The 17,886-nt window shown below is 59.6% G+C and carries 19 protein-coding genes and 1 other RNA gene; 4 read left to right on the top strand and 16 right to left on the bottom strand.

Annotated features, from left to right (window positions below; translation table 11 throughout):
• Positions 1 to 5 precede the first annotated feature (5 nt).
• The 9 genes from mraY to rsmI all read right to left on the bottom strand — a co-directional run bounded on the left by mraY (position 6) and on the right by rsmI (position 9,074).
• Positions 6 to 1,088 (bottom strand): phospho-N-acetylmuramoyl-pentapeptide-transferase, encoded by a 1,083-nt coding sequence (mraY, locus tag CXF97_RS25255; protein ID WP_016773275.1) that lies wholly within the window; start codon positions 1,086 to 1,088, stop codon positions 6 to 8.
• Complete coding sequence (gene murF, locus CXF97_RS25250; protein ID WP_101161959.1) at positions 1,088 to 2,455, bottom strand: UDP-N-acetylmuramoyl-tripeptide--D-alanyl-D-alanine ligase; 1,368 nt, start codon at positions 2,453 to 2,455, stop codon at positions 1,088 to 1,090. Before murF ends, mraY begins: the two co-directional genes overlap by 1 nt.
• Complete coding sequence (locus CXF97_RS25245; RefSeq protein ID WP_101161958.1) at positions 2,448 to 3,911, bottom strand: UDP-N-acetylmuramoyl-L-alanyl-D-glutamate--2,6-diaminopimelate ligase; 1,464 nt, start codon at positions 3,909 to 3,911, stop codon at positions 2,448 to 2,450. Before CXF97_RS25245 ends, murF begins: the two co-directional genes overlap by 8 nt.
• Entirely contained in the window at positions 3,911 to 5,650 is a 1,740-nt protein-coding gene (locus CXF97_RS25240) for a penicillin-binding protein 2 (protein ID WP_178081236.1), read from the bottom strand. Before CXF97_RS25240 ends, CXF97_RS25245 begins: the two co-directional genes overlap by 1 nt.
• Complete coding sequence (ftsL, locus tag CXF97_RS25235; RefSeq protein ID WP_016773269.1) at positions 5,650 to 5,943, bottom strand: cell division protein FtsL; 294 nt, start codon at positions 5,941 to 5,943, stop codon at positions 5,650 to 5,652. Before ftsL ends, CXF97_RS25240 begins: the two co-directional genes overlap by 1 nt.
• Positions 5,940 to 6,887 (bottom strand): 16S rRNA (cytosine(1402)-N(4))-methyltransferase RsmH, encoded by a 948-nt coding sequence (gene rsmH / locus CXF97_RS25230; RefSeq protein WP_371918395.1) that lies wholly within the window; start codon positions 6,885 to 6,887, stop codon positions 5,940 to 5,942. Before rsmH ends, ftsL begins: the two co-directional genes overlap by 4 nt.
• On the bottom strand, positions 6,884 to 7,339 hold the full coding sequence (mraZ, locus tag CXF97_RS25225) for a division/cell wall cluster transcriptional repressor MraZ (protein WP_101161956.1): 456 nt from the start codon (positions 7,337 to 7,339) through the stop codon (positions 6,884 to 6,886). The genes rsmH and mraZ overlap by 4 nt, the downstream gene beginning before the upstream one ends.
• 402 nt (positions 7,340 to 7,741) lie before the next feature.
• Positions 7,742 to 8,095: RNase P RNA component class A (gene rnpB / locus CXF97_RS25220), an RNA gene on the bottom strand.
• 73 nt (positions 8,096 to 8,168) lie between these two features.
• Positions 8,169 to 9,074, bottom strand: coding sequence for a 16S rRNA (cytidine(1402)-2'-O)-methyltransferase (rsmI, locus tag CXF97_RS25215; RefSeq protein ID WP_178081234.1), 906 nt, complete (start codon positions 9,072 to 9,074; stop codon positions 8,169 to 8,171).
• Between the two features lie 177 nt (positions 9,075 to 9,251).
• On the opposite strand from rsmI, the gene CXF97_RS25210 reads away from it, so the two are divergent.
• The 4 genes from CXF97_RS25210 (at position 9,252) to CXF97_RS25195 (ending at position 12,695) form a co-directional block, all read left to right on the top strand.
• On the top strand, positions 9,252 to 11,063 hold the full coding sequence (locus tag CXF97_RS25210) for a penicillin-binding protein activator (protein ID WP_101161954.1): 1,812 nt from the start codon (positions 9,252 to 9,254) through the stop codon (positions 11,061 to 11,063).
• Complete coding sequence (locus tag CXF97_RS25205) at positions 11,063 to 11,425, top strand: YraN family protein (RefSeq protein WP_101161953.1); 363 nt, start codon at positions 11,063 to 11,065, stop codon at positions 11,423 to 11,425. Before CXF97_RS25210 ends, CXF97_RS25205 begins: the two co-directional genes overlap by 1 nt.
• Positions 11,426 to 11,526: 101 nt before the next feature.
• Positions 11,527 to 12,120, top strand: coding sequence for a phosphoheptose isomerase (locus CXF97_RS25200; protein ID WP_008082788.1), 594 nt, complete (start codon positions 11,527 to 11,529; stop codon positions 12,118 to 12,120).
• Positions 12,117 to 12,695 carry a BON domain-containing protein gene (locus CXF97_RS25195; protein WP_101161952.1) on the top strand — a complete coding sequence of 193 codons (579 nt, stop codon included), beginning with the start codon at positions 12,117 to 12,119 and terminating at the stop codon, positions 12,693 to 12,695. Before CXF97_RS25200 ends, CXF97_RS25195 begins: the two co-directional genes overlap by 4 nt.
• A 145-nt stretch (positions 12,696 to 12,840) precedes the next feature.
• On the opposite strand, the gene CXF97_RS25190 is transcribed toward CXF97_RS25195, so the two are convergent.
• The 7 genes from CXF97_RS25190 to rplM all read right to left on the bottom strand — a co-directional run bounded on the left by CXF97_RS25190 (position 12,841) and on the right by rplM (position 17,730).
• A complete protein-coding gene (locus tag CXF97_RS25190; RefSeq protein WP_016773263.1) occupies positions 12,841 to 13,254 on the bottom strand; it encodes a ClpXP protease specificity-enhancing factor in 414 nt (137 codons plus the stop codon).
• Positions 13,255 to 13,270: 16 nt separating this feature from the next.
• Positions 13,271 to 13,888 (bottom strand): glutathione S-transferase N-terminal domain-containing protein, encoded by a 618-nt coding sequence (locus tag CXF97_RS25185; protein WP_007961620.1) that lies wholly within the window; start codon positions 13,886 to 13,888, stop codon positions 13,271 to 13,273.
• Positions 13,889 to 14,034: 146 nt separating this feature from the next.
• The gene (locus CXF97_RS25180) at positions 14,035 to 14,817 is read right to left on the bottom strand and encodes a cytochrome c1 (protein ID WP_101161951.1); all 783 of its coding nucleotides are present in this window, start codon (positions 14,815 to 14,817) and stop codon (positions 14,035 to 14,037) included.
• The gene (locus CXF97_RS25175; RefSeq protein WP_101161950.1) at positions 14,817 to 16,028 is read right to left on the bottom strand and encodes a cytochrome bc complex cytochrome b subunit; all 1,212 of its coding nucleotides are present in this window, start codon (positions 16,026 to 16,028) and stop codon (positions 14,817 to 14,819) included. Before CXF97_RS25175 ends, CXF97_RS25180 begins: the two co-directional genes overlap by 1 nt.
• Positions 16,028 to 16,621, bottom strand: a complete 594-nt coding sequence (gene petA, locus CXF97_RS25170; RefSeq protein ID WP_007917031.1) for a ubiquinol-cytochrome c reductase iron-sulfur subunit — start codon at positions 16,619 to 16,621, stop codon at positions 16,028 to 16,030. The genes CXF97_RS25175 and petA overlap by 1 nt, the downstream gene beginning before the upstream one ends.
• Positions 16,622 to 16,894: 273 nt before the next feature.
• Entirely contained in the window at positions 16,895 to 17,287 is a 393-nt protein-coding gene (rpsI, locus tag CXF97_RS25165; protein WP_003228056.1) for a 30S ribosomal protein S9, read from the bottom strand.
• Positions 17,288 to 17,301: 14 nt separating this feature from the next.
• Positions 17,302 to 17,730 (bottom strand): 50S ribosomal protein L13, encoded by a 429-nt coding sequence (rplM, locus tag CXF97_RS25160; RefSeq protein WP_003228062.1) that lies wholly within the window; start codon positions 17,728 to 17,730, stop codon positions 17,302 to 17,304.
• Between the last annotated feature and the right edge of the window lie 156 nt (positions 17,731 to 17,886).

Genomic DNA, 17,886 nt, shown 5'->3' with positions numbered 1-17,886 from the left:
TCGTTCTACCTCAGCTTCAGGGTGGCAAGGCCGACCAGGACGAGAATCACGGTGATGATCCAGAAACGGACGATCACGCGCGGCTCGGGCCAGCCCTTGAGTTCAAAGTGGTGGTGGATCGGCGCCATGCGGAACACGCGGCGACCGGTCAGCTTAAAGGAGGCAACCTGAATGACCACTGACAGGGTTTCCATCACGAACACGCCGCCCATGATGAACAGGACGATTTCCTGACGGACGATAACCGCAATGGTGCCCAGTGCCGCGCCGAGTGCCAGGGCACCGACGTCGCCCATGAACACTTGCGCCGGATAGGTGTTGAACCAGAGGAAACCGAGGCCGGCACCGATCAGCGCGCCGCAGAACACAATCAGCTCGCCCGCGCCAGGCACATATGGAATCAGCAGGTATTCGGCGAATTTCACGTTACCCGACAGGTAGCAGAAAATCCCCAGACCGCCGCCGACCATCACGGTTGGCATGATCGCCAGACCGTCGAGGCCGTCAGTCAGGTTGACCGCGTTGCTCGAACCGACAATCACGAAGTAGGTCAGCACGATGAACCCGGCGCCCAGCGGAATGCTGTAGTCCTTGAGCATCGGCAGGATCAGCGTGGTTTCCACCGGCGTCGCAGCAGTCATATAAAGAAAGATCGCTGCGCCGAGGCCGAACACCGACTGCCAGAAATACTTCCAGCGGCTCGGCAGGCCACGGGAGTTTTTCTCGATGACTTTGCGGTAATCGTCGACCCAGCCGATGGCGCCGAACAGCAGTGTCACCAGCAGCACCACCCAGACGTAGCGGTTGCTCAGGTCAGCCCAGAGCAAGGTGCTGACGCCGATCGAAGACAGAATCAGCGCGCCACCCATGGTCGGCGTGCCGGATTTGGACAGGTGCGATTGCGGGCCGTCGTTACGTACCGATTGGCCGATCTGACGGTTCTGCAGAGTACGGATCATCCACGGGCCATAGCACAGCGACAAGACCAGCGCGGTCAGCACACCGAGAATCCCGCGCAGGGTCAGGTACTGGAAGACCGCGAAGCCTTTGTAGAACTGTTGCAGATACTCCGCTAGCAGCAGCAGCATTAATGTTTCTCCAGACTGGACCCGCACAGAGCCGCAACGATGTTTTCCATCGCTGCGCTACGCGAACCCTTGATCAAAATGGTGGTGTTTGTGTCCTGCTCGGCGGCGAGGGCCTGGATCAGCTCGGCCTGGGTGCCGAAGTGCTGCGCCTGCTCACCGAAAGCGTTTACCGCGTGGACCATGTTCGGCCCGACCGCGTAAAGCGCGGAAACCTTGCCTCGGGCGTACTCGCCCACGTCGCGGTGCCCCTGCTCCGCCCAGTCGCCCAACTCGCCGATATCTCCGAGCACAAGGACGGTGCGGCCGGAAAAGCCGGCGAGTATATCAACGGCCGCACACATCGAGGTGGGGTTTGCGTTGTACGTATCATCGATGACGCGCATGCCGTTTTTCGCCAGTTGCGCGACGGTGCGCCCCTTGACCGGTTGCACCGCGCCGAGGCCGGTGGCGATGCCGAACAACGACACGCCCAAGGCGTGGGCAGCAGCGGCGGCAGCCAGGGCATTGGCGACGTTATGGGTACCGAGCAGATTCAGTTGCACGCGCTCACTGCCTTCAGGGGTGTGCAGGTTGAACGCCGGGCAACCACGGGCATCAGTGGCCAGATCGCTGGCATGGAAATTCGCCTCGCTGTTGCTCAGGGCGAAGGTCAGCACCTGACGACCGGCAGCGCGGGTCTTCCAGATACCGAAAGCCTTGTCATCGAGGTTGAGCACGGCGATGCCATCGGCGGCCAGACCCTCGATGATTTCGCCTTTGGCTTCGACGATTTTTTCCGGACCGCCGAACTCACCGACGTGAGCGGTGCCGGCGTTGTTCAGGATCGCTACGTGCGGCTTGGTCAGCCCGACGGTGTAGGCGATTTCACCGAGACGCGAGGCGCCCAGTTCGATCACGGCCGAGGTGTGCTCCGGCGCCAGTTCGATCAGGGTCAGCGGGACGCCGAGGTCGTTGTTCAGGTTGCCACGGGTCGCCAGCACCGGACCGCGGGTACGCAGGATGCTCGCGAGCATTTCCTTGACCGTGGTCTTGCCACTGGAACCGGTCACCGCCGCCACTGGCTGGGTGAACGCAGCACGGTTCAACGCGCCGAGTTGGCCCAGCGCCTGACGGGTGTCCTTGACCAGCAACTGCGGCAGCGTGCTGTCGGCGACTTCGCGCTCGACCAGTGCTGCAACGGCGCCTTTGCCGGCGACGTCGTTCAGATAATCATGACCGTCGAAACGCGGCCCAGTCAGCGCGACGAAAAGCTGTCCCGGCTGAATGGCGCGGCTATCGATGCTGACGCCATTGAAGCTGGCATCGCTGCCGATCAGGCGGGCTTGGAGGGCGTTGGTCAGTTCGCTGAGTGTCAGGGCCTTAAGCATGGGCCACCTCCCACGCGGTCAGGGCATGATCGGCCTCGACCAGATCGGAAAACGGCTGGCGCACGCCGTTGATTTCCTGATAGTCCTCGTGACCTTTGCCGGCGAGCACAATCACGTCGTCAGCGGTCGCGCCAGCAATCAACTGCGCAATCGCCCGGCCGCGACCGGCGACGAAACTGACTTTATCCACAGCGGTGAAACCGGCGCGGATGTCGTCGAAAATCACAGCAGGATCTTCAGTGCGCGGGTTGTCGTCGGTGACCAGCACCTGATCGGCCAGACGCTCGACCACTTCAGCCATCAAAGGACGCTTGCCGCGATCGCGATCGCCGCCACAGCCGAACAGGCACAGCAGTTGGCCTTTGACATGGGGGCGCAGTGCGCTCAGGACTTTTTCCAGCGCGTCCGGAGTGTGGGCGTAATCGACCACCACCAGCGGCTGCGTGCCGCCGCCCAGACGCTGCATGCGCCCGGCCGGGCCTTCGAGTTTCGGTAGCACCTTGAGAATTTCGTCGAGGGCGTAATCCAGACCGAGCAAGGCGCCGACTGCCGCCAGAACGTTGCTCAGGTTGAAACGCCCGAGCAACGTGCTGCGCAGATGATGCTCGCCCTGCGGCGTGACCAGCGTGGCGCGCACGCCGTGGTCATCGAACTGCGCTTCGCGGCAGAACAGGTAAGCGCTGCTGTCGAGCAGGCTGTAGGTGATCAAACGCGACTCGCGTTTTTCCGCCGCCAGTTGCCGGCCGAAATCGTCGTCGAGGTTGACCACGCGGCACTTCAGGTCGTTCCAGGCGAACAGCCTGGCCTTGGCCTCGGCATACGCCTGCATAGTGCCGTGGTAATCCAGATGATCGCGGGACAGGTTGGTCATCACGGCCACGTCGAACGCCAGCGCGGTAACCCGGCCCTGATCCAGTCCGTGGGACGACACTTCCATGGCCACGGCTTTGGCGCCGGCCTTTTTCAGGTCGCCCAGCGTCGCCTGCACGGCGATCGGATTCGGCGTGGTATGCAAACCGCTTTCCAGCGCGCCATAGAAGCCGGAACCCAAGGTGCCGACGATGCCGCAATGCTGGCCGAGCAGATCCAGTGCCTGCGCAACCAGTTGGGTCACGCTGGTCTTGCCGTTGGTACCAGTCACACCGATCAGATTCAGGTGATGACTCGGTTCACCATAAAAGCGCCCGGCGATGTCCGACAGCTGCGCCGCCAGACCTTTGACCGGAATCAGCGGCACATCGGTGATCGGCAGCACAGTCGCGCCTTCCACTTCATACGCCACGGCTGCGGCGCCGCGTTGCAGGGCATCGGCGATGTGCGCACGACCGTCGAATTTGCCGCCGGGCACGGCGAGAAACAGATCGCCGGCGCGCACGTTGCGGCTGTCCAGCGCCAGTTCACGGATCAACAGATCGTGGCCGGCGTGGGGGAATATCTTGTTCAGACTCAATGACATCAGCCGCGCCCTCCATTGGCTTTCAGCGGAACGACCGGGGTGGCGTTGGCCTGTTGGGTGGTCGGCAGGTTGTCCGGGGTCACGTTCATCAGGCGCAGGGTGCCCGACATCACGCGGCTGAACACCGGCGCCGAAACCAGACCACCGAAGTAACCGGCCTTGGTCGGCTCATCGATCACCACAACGATGGCGTAACGCGGATCGCTCATCGGGCCGAAGCCGGCGAACAGCGAACGGTAAGAATTTTCCGCATAGCCCTTGGTGCCGACCGAGGTCTTGCGCGCGGTACCCGACTTGCCGCCGACGTGATAAGCCGGCACTTGTGCACGGAACACGCCGCGCGGCGCTTCGATCACTTGCTGCAACATGCCCTGCATGGTTTTTGCCACGGCTTCGGGCAGCACTTGCGTGGTCTGCGGCATCTTGTCGGTTTTGATCAGGGTCAGTGGCGCGAGGCGCCCGTTGTTGGCCAACGCCGAGAACGCGTGCACCAGCTGGATGGCGGTCACGGAAATACCGTAGCCGTAAGACAAGGTTGCAGTTTCGGCCTTGCGCCATTCGCGGTAGTTCGGCAGATTGCCGACACGTTCGCCGGGGAAGCCCAGACCGGTGTCCTGGCCAAGGCCGACTTTCTGCGCGAGGCGGAAAATCGTCTCACCGCCGATATCGAAGGCGACTTTACTCATGCCGACGTTACTGGAATTGATCAGAATGCCGGTCAGGTCGAGCACCGGGCCTTCGGATTTCGATACGTCTTTAATGGTGTATTTGCCGATCTGCAACGAGCCCGGATACACCTCGACGGTGTCACTCGGTTTCCAGCGGCCGGTTTCGATCGCCGCGCTCATCGAGATGGCTTTCATCGTCGAACCCGGTTCGAACACGTCGATCATCGCGCGGTTGCGCATCATCGCCGGCTGCAGGTTGCGGCGGTTATTCGGGTTGTAGGTCGGCTGATTGACCATGGCGAGAATCTCGCCGGTCTTCACATCCATGATCACCAGACTGCCGGCCTTGGCGCCGTTCTCGATGATCGCGTTGCGCAGCTCGCGGTTGGCCAGGTATTGCAGACGCAGGTCAATCGACAACGCCAAGGGCTTGCCGGCCTTGGCGTTCTTGGTGACCTGGACATCCTTGATCAGCCGTCCGCGGCGATCCTTGATCACTTGTCGTTTGCCCGGCACCCCGGCCAGCCATTCGTCATAGGCCAGCTCGACGCCTTCACGACCGTGATCGTCGATGTCGGTAAACCCGACCATGTGCGCGGTGACTTCACCGGCCGGGTAGAAGCGGCGGAATTCTTCGATGCCGTAAACGCCCGGCACTTTCAGATCGAGCACGGCCTGGCCCTGCTCGGGGGTCAATCCGCGCACCAGATAGATGAATTCTTTGTTGGCCTGCGCTTCGAGGCGCTCGCTCAGGGCTTTCGGATCCTGGCCCAGCGCGGCAGCGAGTGCCGGCCACTTCTCTTTGGCCGACTGCATTTCCTTGGCGTTCGCCCACAGCGTGGTCACCGGGGTACTCACGGCCAGAGGCTCGCCGTTACGGTCGGTGATCAGACCACGGTGCGCCGGAATCGGGATGTGTCGCAGACTGCGGGCGTCGCCCTGGCCTTTGAGGAAGTCACGGTCGACCACTTGCAGGTCGATGATTCGCCAGCAGATCGCCGCGACCATCAGACCGAGCAGCGCCACCATCAGGCGGAAGCGCCACGGAAACAGCGCGCCTTCGAGTTTCATCATGGCGCCACCATCTTCACGTCAGCCGCGCCGGGAATGTGCATTTTCAATTGTTCGGTGGCCAGCACTTCAATGCGACTGTGCGCGGTCCAGGTGCTCTGCTCGAGAATCAAGCGGCCCCACTCGGCCTGCGCCTTGTCGCGCACACTGAGTTCGTTATAAAGGGTGTTGAGCAACTGACGATTCCAGTGCGCGCTGTACGACACGGCGATTGCCGAAAAAAGCACACCGATAAACAGCAGCAGCATCAGAAAGCTGCCGCCAGGCAATGGCTTGGCGAAAAGCTTGCTCACCGCAACTTCTCCGCAACACGCATGACAGCGCTACGGGAACGTGGGTTGGCTTTGAGTTCGGCGTCAGAGGCCGTCTGCGCTTTGCCGTGGATTTTGATTTTCGGTTCGAAGGCGACGTGGCGAACCGGCAGGTTGCGCGGCAGGTTGTCTGCCTCGCCTTTCACCAGTTTGCGCATGAACAGTTTGACGATGCGGTCTTCCAGCGAATGGAAGCTGATCACCACCAGACGACCGCCGACTTCCAGCGCGTCCAGTGCGGCCTCGAGGCCCGCTTCCAGATCACCCAATTCGTTATTGACGTGAATGCGCAAGCCCTGGAACGCGCGGGTGGCCGGGTTCTTGCCCTTTTCCCATGCCGGGTTGGCGACTTTCAGCACTTCAGCCAGATCGGCGGTGCGCTCGAACGGCTTGATGTCACGACGCTCGGCGACGGCACGGGCCATACGCCCGGAGAAACGTTCTTCGCCGTATTCCTTGAACACGCGGGCGATTTCTTCAGCCGGCGCGGTGTTGACGAACTCGGCCGCGCTGATGCCACGGGACGGGTCCATGCGCATGTCCAGCGGCCCGTCATTGAGGAAACTGAAGCCGCGCTCGGCGTCGTCCAGCTGCGGCGACGACACGCCGAGGTCGAGCAGAATGCCGCTGACCTTGCCGGCCAGACCCTGCTCGGCAACCACCGAACCGAGCTCGGCAAAGCTGCGCTGCACAACGACAAAGCGGCCGTCTTCGGCCGCTAGCGTTTGCCCGGTGGCAATCGCTTGAGGATCCTTGTCGAATCCGATAAGTCGACCGTCCGGCCCGAGCTGGCTGAGGATCAATCGGCTGTGCCCACCGCGCCCGAACGTGCCGTCCAGATAGCAGCCATCAGGACGTACGGCGAGAGCCTCGACGGCTTCGTCAAGCAGTACGGTGATGTGGTTAAAGCCGCTATCAATAGTCACAGGATCAAATCACGCAGTTCATCAGGCATCGCGCCCGGTTGTTGAATAGCAGCAAGGTCAGCGGCAGACACCGCGTTCCATGCATCCTCGTCCCACAATTGGAACTTGTTCAGTTGGCCCACCAGCATTACGCGCTTATCCAGCTTGGCGTATTCGCGCAGACGCGGCGGAACCAGGAAACGACCACTGCCATCGAGTTCAAGGTCGACGGCATTACCAATCAGCAAACGTTGCAGACGACGGTTCTCTTCGCGAAGCGAAGGGAGTGCGCGCAACTTGGTTTCAATGATTTCCCACTCGTCGAGCGGGTAGACACACAAACATGGATCTACGGCATCAATGGTCACGATCAATTGGCCGGCACTGCGCGAATCGAGCTCGTCACGGTACCGGCTCGGCATAGCGAGACGGCCCTTTGCATCGAGACTGATAGCGTTAGCTCCGCGAAACACGTCAGCGTTTCTCCAATTTTTATCGTTTTGAGCTCAAAAAACCCACTTCATGCCACTTTCCGCCACTTGCGCACACTATAGGAATGCGCCCACCACACCGTCAAGGCGCGGATTAAAGGAAAACCCTTACAGAACGGAGATTTAGCGAGGTAAAAGGAGGCTTAACGAGAATCTGACGTGAAGTTTTGACCAATAACCTGATGCAGCACTGAAAGCTGCGCTCGAAAGTTAAAGTAGTTTGTTAAGAGTAAGATTTTTTCGGTATTACAAAGGCGCTTCGGCTGATGAATGAAGCAGGGTGGGAAAAGGCTATTACCGCGTTTGCCGCTGCCGGAATTTCAGAGCGGGCCGACTGATATTACACAGCCGCGCCTTCCATGTTCCAGGCAGGGAAAGAAAAAGGTGGAGAGTCGATCTGTAAGCCGGGTTCTGTCTTGAACAGTCATTCGTCTACGATGGCCATCACTGGACATCTTTAGCAACCTACCCGGTCCCAGCGCGGGCCACGCCTTGGGACCCTATTTGGTCTTGCTCCAAGTGGGGTTTACCTAGCCACGAACTGTTGCCAGACGTGCGGTGCGCTCTTACCGCACCTTTTCACCCTTACCGGCGCTTGCGCGCTTAGGCGGTTATTTTCTGTGGCACTTTCCGTAGGCTCACGCCTCCCAGGCATTACCTGGCACTTCGCCCTATGGAGCCCGGACTTTCCTCCCCCCCCTAATTTTCATAGAGGGCAGCGACTGTCCGATCGACTCTCCGCCGCGAAGGTTAACGGCAGAGCGCCGGAAGAACAAGCGCTAAAACCCTCAAGAACGCCATGGGCGACGGCTTACACGCCTTTCTGCTTATCCAGCGCCACTTGATAAAGCACGTTTTTGCGTTCGCCGGTAATTTGCGCTGCCAGTGCAGCGGCGCGCTTGAGCGGCATTTCCTCCAGGAGCAGATCGAGGATGCGCATGGCTTCGCTGCTGACTGCGTCTTCTGATTGCGGCGCCGTCCAGCCGGCCACCAGCACCACACACTCGCCACGCTGCTGATTGCTGTCGGACTCGACGAACGCGCGCAACTCACTGAGCGGCAGGCCTTTGAGGGTTTCGAAGGTTTTGGTGATTTCCCGCGCCAATAAAGCCTGACGCTCACCACCAAACACCGCTTCCATATCCTGCAAACATTCGAGAATGCGATGCGGCGCTTCATAGAAGATCAACGTGCGTGGTTCTTCTTTAACCGCTTCCAGACGTGCCTTGCGCCCGACCGACTTGGCCGGCAGGAAACCTTCGAAAATAAAACGGTCGGACGGCAACCCCGCCGCCGAAAGCGCCGCGATCAACGCGCAGGCACCGGGCACCGGTACCACATTGATGCCGGCCGCCCGGGCCTGACGCACCAGGTGATAACCCGGATCAGAGATCAGCGGCGTACCGGCATCGGAAATCAGCGCCACGTTGTCGCCCGCCAGCAACCGGGTAATAAAGCGACTACCCTCATCCCGTTCGTTGTGCTCGTGGCACGCGGCCAGCGGCGTGCCGATACCGAAGTGCTGCATCAGGCGCGCCGAGTGCCGCGTGTCTTCGGCGGCAATCAGCGCCACTTCACGCAGGATCTTCAGGGCCCGGGCGCTGATGTCGTCCAGGTTGCCGATGGGCGTCGCCACCACATAAAGCGAGCCAGCAGCGGAATTCAAAGGACCTGGAGCAGTCAAAGCGCACACCTCGTGATCGGTAAAAGCGGCCATTGTAGCGCGTCACGAGGCTTGCGATGCGCTCCGGCCGAGTGCGGTTTTTCGCACGGTTGTGCGCTGCCGCAACATTTACTCCAGCTAAATTGACCGATTCACGCCACTAACATCGCGCCCCGGCCAGTGCTTGGGTACAATTCCACGCTAATTTGATCGAGTATCAGGAACACTTACATGATCGCTTGCCTGCGGCTGTTCACTGCCCTCTGCCTCGCTGCCCTGTTGGCCGCGTGTGCCAGCTCCCCTTCCTCCAGCCTTGGCGAACTTCCACGGACTCCGGACGCCAGCATCGAGCAACTGCTCGAACAGGCTGCCCAGGCTAAAACCCCGGAACAAGCCGCCCTGTTGCGCCTGAGCGCGGCAGACCAGGCTTACCGCCAAGGCAATGCCGGCCAGTCCGCGCAAATCCTGCAACAAGTGCCGATCGAGCAACTCAAGCCAGGCCAGCAGATTTTCGCCAATACGCTGTCCGCCGAACTGGCCATGACGCGCAATCAGCCGAAAGCTGCGCTAACTGCGCTGAGCCATCCAAGCTTCCAAAAGCTCGGTGAAATGCCGCAAGAGCAGCAAGTGCGCACCGGCACCGTTCATGCCCGCGCCCTGGAAGCCGACGGTCAGACATTGGCGGCTGCTCGCGAACGTGTGTTCATCGCACCAATGCTGGAAGGCGAAGCCGCGAGCAAGAACCACGAAGCGATCTGGACCCTGATCGCCTCGCTGCCAACCGATCAGCTGCAACCGAACACCACCGATGATCTCGGCGGCTGGATGGCACTGGCGCAAGCAGTGAAAACCGCAGGCACGCTGGAGCAGCAGCAAGCTGCGATCGACAACTGGCGCGCGCAGAATCCAAAGCACCCGGCAGCGATCAACCTGCCGCTGCCGCTGACCAAACTCAAGGAACTGGCCAGCCAGCCGCTGGGCAAAATCGCCCTGCTGCTGCCACAAGACGGCCAGTTGGCGTCGGTTGGCAAAGCGCTGCGCGAAGGCTTCATGGCGGCGCATTATCAAGCGCAACAGGCCGGTCAGAATCCGCCAGCGATTGAGTTTTACGACAGCTCGAAACTGACCTCGATGGACGAGTTCTATCGCAAGGCTCAGGCTGACGGCGTGCAGCTGGTGGTCGGCCCGCTGGAAAAACCACTGGTCAAGCAATTGAGCACCCGTCCGCAATTGCCGATCACCACCCTGGCGCTGAACTACAGCGAAGGCGAGCAAGGCCCGGCGCAATTGTTCCAGTTCGGCCTTGCTGCTGAAGACGAAGCTCGGGAAGTCTCGCGCCGCGCCCGTGCCGATGGCTTGCATCGCGCCGCGATCATGGTGCCGAAAGGCGAATGGGGTGATCGCGTGCTGCGCGCCTTCAGCCAGGACTGGCAGGCCAATGGCGGCAGCATCGTTGCCACCGAGCGAGTTGATCAGCCGGTGCAACTGGCGCAGCAGATTGCCGACATGTTCCAGTTGCGTCAGAGCGAAGCCCGCGCCAAGAGCCTGCAGAACGTTGCTGGTACCAACGTCGCAGCCCAGCCTTCACGCCGCCAGGACATCGAATTCATTTTCCTGGCCGCCACACCGCAACAGGCCCAGCAGATCAAGCCGACCCTGAACTTCCAGTACGCCGGTGATGTTCCGGTCTACGCGACTTCCCATGTGTACAGTGCCAGCGGCGACGTCAACCAGTACAACGACATGAACGGCATTCGCTTCTGCGAAACACCCTGGCTGCTGGAAACCAGCGATCCGCTGCGCCAGCAAGTCGCTGCGCAATGGCCGCAAGCGAACGGCAGCCTCGGTCGCCTCTACGCCATGGGCGCCGATGCCTATCGCCTGGCACCGCGCCTGGGTCAACTCAAAGCCCTGCCGGACAGCCGCATCGAAGGTCAGTCGGGCAGCCTTGGCATGACCCAGACCCAGCGCGTTGTGCGCCAGCTGCCGTGGGCGCAGTTTGTCAGCGGTCAGGTGCAGCGTCTGCCGGACACCCCACGCTGATGCCCGACAGGTCACGCTCGCAAAGCGGCAAGGATGCCGAGCGCCAGGCGCTCGAACATCTGCAACAACAGGGGCTGCGCCTGGTGGCGCAAAACTGGTTATGCAAACGCGGCGAGCTTGATCTGGTCATGCTTGATGGCGATACAGTAGTATTCGTTGAAGTTCGCTACAGAAAAAACACTCAATGGGGTGGCGCGCTCGCCAGTATCGACGAGCGCAAGCAGCAGAAACTGATCTTTGCAGCACAGTATTTTCTTCAGCGCGAGTCGCGTTGGGCCAATTCCCCCTGCCGCTTCGATGTGGTGGCGATCGACAGCCGCCCGAATCAGCTGAACTGGTTGCAGAATGCTTTCGACAGTTGATCGCCTGCACCCTGCCCCGTTTTCGTCCGACACATTTTGCTCTTTGCTTTGCGGGCTGCACATTCACGTGCCGAACAGCCGCGCCACTTAAGGTCACACAGATGGACATGCAATCCCGAATTCGCCAGCTTTTCCAGGCCAGTATCGACACCAAGCAACAGGCGATGGACGTACTTGCACCGCACATCGAGCAAGCCAGCCAGATCATGGTCAACGCCCTGCTCAACGAAGGCAAAATGCTCTCTTGTGGCAACGGTGGCTCGGCCGGCGACGCCCAGCATTTTTCCTCGGAACTGCTCAACCGCTTCGAGCGCGAACGCCCGAGCCTGCCGGCGATTGCGCTGACCACCGACACTTCTACGATCACTTCGATCGCCAACGATTACAGCTACAACGAAGTGTTCTCCAAACAGATCCGCGCGCTCGGTCAGCCGGGCGATGTGTTGCTGGCGATTTCGACCAGCGGCAACTCGGCGAACATTATTCAAGCGATCCAGGCCGCACATGATCGCGAAATGATTGTCGTAGCTTTGACCGGACGCGATGGCGGCGGCATGGCGTCGCTGCTGTTGCCCGAGGACGTGGAGATTCGCGTACCGGCCAACGTCACTGCACGTATTCAGGAAGTCCACTTGCTGGCGATCCATTGCCTTTGCGATCTGATCGACAGCCAACTGTTCGGGAGTGAAGAATGACCCCTAATCGCCTTGGCCTTCTGGCCTTGACCTTGTGCCTCGGCATCAGCGGCTGCACCTCGGTGGTGAATGCCAGCCGTGAAGCGCCGATCGAAGACGACCGTGGCACGCGCACCTTTGGCAGCAAGATCGACGATTCGCTGATCGAAACCAAAGCAGGCGTGAACATCGCCAAGGCCGACCCGGCTCTGGACAACGACTCGCACATTGTCATCACCAGCTTCAACGGCGTGGTATTGCTTGCCGGCCAGACGCCACGCGAAGACCTCAAGGCCAAGGCCGAACAGGCCGCCGCCAACGTCCAGCGCGTAAAGAAGGTGCATAACGAACTGCAAGTGCTGCAACCGTCCTCCCTGCTCGCTCGCCAGAACGACGCGTGGCTGACCACCAAGATCAAGACGCAGATGCTCACTGACGCCAGCATCCCTGGCTCGCGCATCAAAGTCGTGACCGAAAACGGCATCGTCTATCTGCTGGGCCTGCTGACCAAACAGGAAGCCAATCAGGCGACCAACCTGGTTCAGGGCGTGTCCGGTGTGCAGAAAATCGTGAAACTGTTCGAATACATCGACTGACCTGATTACGCAGGAGCTGTGTAGGAGCTGACGAGTGCAACGAGGCTGCGATCTCTTGATCTTGTGCTTCTAAAAACAGCCTTCGGCCGCTCCTACCCGGCCAATGCAGACACAAAAAAGGCGATCCAACCGGATCGCCTTTTTTTTATTTCACAACTTTCAAACTCGGCCGGCCACTTGGGCGCGGCGGCTCGCTGCCCGGAGGCGGCGAGTCGTCATCCGGATCAATGTCTTCCTCGTCATCCATCGGCAACTCGAGGTCAAACACCATCCCCTGGCCGTTCTCCCGGGCGTAGATACCCAGAATCGCGCTGATCGGCACATAGAGGCTGTGCGGAACACCGCCGAAGCGGCCTTCGAATGTCACCACGTCGTTGTCCATGTGCAGATGACGCACGGCACTCGGCGAGATGTTCAGGACGATCTGGCCGTCGCTGGCAAAACCCTGCGGCACCTGCACCGCCGGGTACTCGGAGTTGACCAGCATGTGCGGTGTGCAATCGTTATCCACAATCCACTCGTAGAGCGCGCGGACCAGATAAGGTCGACTGGAGTTCATAGCGGCTCCTTAAGCCTTAGCGCATATCGCGTTCGACACCAGACAGACTCGCCTGGAAAGCCTCACGCGCAAACTGACGCTCCATATAATCAAGCAGCGGCTTGGCCGGCCGCGGCAGTTCAATACCCAGAATCGGCAAACGCCAGAGTATGGGTAATAGGCAGCAATCCACCAGACTTTGTTCCTCACTGAGGAAGAACGGTTTGTCGGCGAACAGCGGCGAAACGCCGGTCAGGCTTTCGCGCAATTCCTTGCGCGCCACGACCCTTGCGGCCTCTTTGCTCTTGGGATCCAGAATCAGATCCACCAGTCCGCACCAGTCACGCTGAATCCTGTGAATCAGCAGACGGCTGTTGGCTCGCGCCACCGGATAAACCGGCATCAGCGGCGGATGCGGGTAACGCTCATCCAGATACTCCATCACCACGGTCGACTCCCACAACGCCAGGTCACGATCGACCAGCGTCGGCAGACTGCCGTAAGGGTTCACCTCAATCAGTTTAGGCGGCTGCCGGCCGGCTTCCACGTAAATGATTTCGGCGCTGACACCCTTCTCTGCAAGCACGATGCGCACTCGGTGGGAATAGTGGTCGGCGGGGTCGGAGTAACAGGCCAACCGATTGGTCACGCCCATGGCGATCCTCCTCGCTTGTTGAATTTGTCGGAACCGGAAAAACGCGCGCGCCCAGAGGGCACCTCCTGCAGGGTCTGACCGAGCAGACCCTGCTTTAGCGGAGGCGCCCTTGGGCGCGCGCGATTAACAGCAATGCTTGAAGCGTATCAGTGCACGTCTTTCCAGTATTCACGCTTGAGCAGGTAGGCGAACACGAAGAAGAACGCCAGGTACAGCAAGACATAAGTACCGATGCGCTGATGTTGCAGCTTGACCGGGTTAGCCGAGTAAGCCAGGAAGGTTACCAGATTCTTGACCTTCTCATCGAACTGCTCTTCGTTCAGAGCACCGGACTTGGGCACGATGGTCAACTGATCGCACGCTTCATGCGTCAGCGGCGTGCCGGTCAGTGGATCGTATTGCTTCTTGCCGTCCTCGACGATCTGCACCTGCTTGCAGCCGACAACCTGGCGACCCTGCAGGCCAACCAGTACGTTCGGCATGCCGACGTTCGGGAAGACCTTGTTGTTGACGCCCCAAGGACGCGCCGGATCTTCGTAGAACGACTTCAGGTAACCGTAGAGCCAGTCGGTGCCGCGCACGCGTGCTACGAGGGTCAGATCCGGCGGCGCCGCGCCAAACCACGTTTTGGCGTCGGCCGGCTGCATGCCGATGTTCATGTGGTCACCGATCTTGGCGCCCGTGAATACAAGCTTCTCCAGCATCAATTCGTGCGGTATGCCGAGGTCATCGGCAACGCGCTCGTAACGCTGGAACTTGGCGCTGTGGCAACCCATGCAATAGTTGGCAAAGGTCCGCGCACCATCCTGCAGGGCAGCTTTGTCGGAGACGTCGATATCGACACTTTCCAGTTCCGGACCATGCCCCCCGGCGGCAAAAGACAGGGCAGGCAGCGCAGCAAAAATCAGAGCAAAAAATAACTTTTTCATCAGCCAGTCACCCTTTCCGGAACCGGTTTGGTCTTCTCGAGCCGGGTGTAGAACGGCATCAGAATGAAGTAGGCGAAGTACAGGAAGGTGCAGACCTGCGACAGCAACGTGCGCCCCGGCGTCGGCGCAAGCACACCGAGCACACCCAGGATCACGAAGGAAATGCAGAACACCACCAGCCAGATCTTGCTCAGCCAGCCCTTGTAGCGCATCGACTTGACCGGACTGCGATCCAGCCACGGCAGCACGAAGAGCACCGCAATGGCCGCGCCCATGGCAATTACGCCCATGAGTTTGTCCGGCACCGCGCGCAGGATTGCGTAAAACGGTGTGAAGTACCAGACCGGAGCAATATGTTCGGGAGTCTTGAACGGGTTAGCCGGCTCGAAGTTAGGCTTTTCGAGGAAGTAGCCGCCCATTTCCGGAAAGAAGAACACAATGAAGCAGAAAATGAACAGGAACACCACGACGCCGACAATATCCTTCACCGTGTAGTACGGGTGGAATGCGATGCCGTCCAGGGGAATGCCGTTTTCGTCTTTGTGCTTCTTGATATCAACGCCGTCAGGGTTGTTCGAACCCACTTCGTGCAGCGCCAGAATGTGCAGCACCACCAGACCGAGGATCACGATCGGCAGCGCAACAACGTGCAAGGCGAAAAAGCGGTTCAGGGTGATTCCGGAAATCAGGTAGTCACCACGAATCCACTGGGTCAGGTCATCGCCGATCAGCGGAATCGCACCGAACAGCGAGATGATCACTTGGGCACCCCAGTAGGACATCTGGCCCCACGGCAGCAGGTAACCCATGAATGCTTCGGCCATCAGCGCCAGGTAAATCAGCATGCCGAACACCCAGACCAGCTCGCGCGGCTTTTGATACGAACCGTAGAGCAAGCCACGGAACATGTGCAGGTACACAACAATGAAGAACGCCGAGGCGCCAGTCGAGTGCAGCAGACGCAGGATCGAGCCGTACTCGACGTCGCGCATGATGTATTCGACGGAAGCGAAAGCCTCTTCTGCCGACGGCGTGTAGCTCATGGTCAGCCAGACACCGGTGACGATCTGATTGACCAGCACCAGCAGCGCCAGGGAACCGAAGAAATAGAAGAAGTTGAAGTTTTTTGGGGCGTAATACTTGCTGAGATGGTCTTCCCACATTTTGGTCGCGGGAAAGCGCGCATCAACCCAGTCCATGAACTTGCTCATCACGCTTTCTCCGTATCGACGCCAATGACAATCAGGTCATCAGTCTCATAGGAATGCGGGGGAACTGGCAGGTTCAAGGGCGCAGGTTGCGACTTGTAGACGCGGCCAGCCAGATCGTAGTGGGAACCGTGACAAGGGCAGAAATAACCGCCTACCCAGTCTTTGCCCAGATCAGCAGGTGCCACTTCGGGACGGAAGGTCGGTGAGCAACCCAGGTGCGTACAGATCCCGATCAGCAGCAGAATTTCCGGCTTGATCGAGCGTACTTCAGGGTCGACATAAGTGGGTTGTGTGGAGTTTTTGGAAGTCGGATCAGAGAGCTGGCCCTCGATCTTCTTGAGATTCCCCAGGATTTCCTCAGTACGGCGGACAATGAATACCGGCTGGCCGCGCCACTCAGCAATCATCTGCTGGCCTGGCTCGATTTTGCTGACATTCACTTTCACCGGTGCACCGGCAGCTTTTGCCTTGGCACTGGGAAACCATGACCCCACGAACGGGACCGCAGCCCCCACCGCTCCTGCAGCACCCACCACGGATGTGGCTGCCACCAAGAAGCGACGCCGGCCTGCATTCACGCCGTCATTGCTCATTCAGTCCTCTCCCATCAGCTTTTTTGGCCTGTTAAATCAGGCGTCTACTAAATAAATCAAATGTTACTTATAAAAATTTTGCCCGAATGGTAATGAAAACCCCCAATTCTGACAAGGTTAATTCCCTGGGGCTAAGCCCCTTAAGCCTTGGAGTATAGGGGGTCTACGGCTGTGGCAAGTTGTCACAACGCAATTCTTTGATAAATCGCAGGCATAAAAAAACGCCCGCTTCCGTGAGGAGGCGGGCGTTCTTTTTTGAACGTGGAAGCGGAATTAACGCTTCGAGTACTGCGGACGCTTACGCGCTTTACGCAGACCCACTTTCTTACGTTCAACTTCACGGGCGTCGCGGGTAACGAAGCCAGCTTTGCGCAGAGCGCTACGCAGGGTTTCGTCGTAGTCCATCAGAGCGCGAGTGATGCCGTGGCGGATTGCGCCAGCCTGACCACTTACACCACCGCCGATCACGGTGACGTAGATGTCGAACTTCTCGACAGTCTCGGTCAGCTCCAGCGGCTGACGAACTACCATGCGGGCAGTTTCGCGGCCGAAGAAGTTATCCAGCGAACGGTTGTTGATGGAGATGTTACCAGTACCCGGACGCAGGAAAACGCGTGCGGTTGCGGTCTTGCGACGGCCAGTGCCGTAATTTTGAGTCGCCGACATAATGAACTATTCCGTTAAATCTTCAGTTCTTGGGGCTGCTGAGCAGTATGAGGGTGTGCAGCGCCCGCATAGACTTTCAGCTTACGGTACATGTCGCGACCCAGTGGGTTTTTAGGCAGCATGCCTTTAACCGCGGTCTCGATCACGCGCTCAGGGGCTTTGGCGATCAGCTTTTCAAAGTTGATCGACTTGATGCCGCCCGGGAAACCGGAGTGGGAGTAGTACATTTTGTCAGTGGTTTTAGCGCCGGTAACACGGATCTGCTCGGCGTTGATGACGACGATGTAGTCGCCGGTGTCAACGTGAGGAGTGTACTCAGGCTTGTGCTTGCCACGCAGACGGCTCGCGATTTCGGTGGCCAGACGACCCAGGGTCTGACCAGCAGCGTCGACGACAAACCAGTCGCGCTTTACTGTTTCCGGTTTAGCAGTAAAAGTTTTCATTCTTTATAGCCTCAGGGGCCGCCTGTAAATAAGACGGCGGATCTTACTGAATAGTGCGTACTTTGACAAGTCAAAGGCAGCCGGATACAGACGCTTTCGGGGGCTCGGGTCGGCGCGTCCGTTCAACGGCAAGATTCTTCGGCGGCGGCGCATCAC

This window comes from Pseudomonas sp. Choline-02u-1 (assembly GCF_002836515.1).
In the GTDB taxonomy this organism is placed as follows: Bacteria; Pseudomonadota; Gammaproteobacteria; order Pseudomonadales; family Pseudomonadaceae; genus Aquipseudomonas.
The sequence above is the reverse complement of the archived record's forward strand: the minus strand, read 5'-3'. Positions and strand labels throughout refer to the sequence as shown.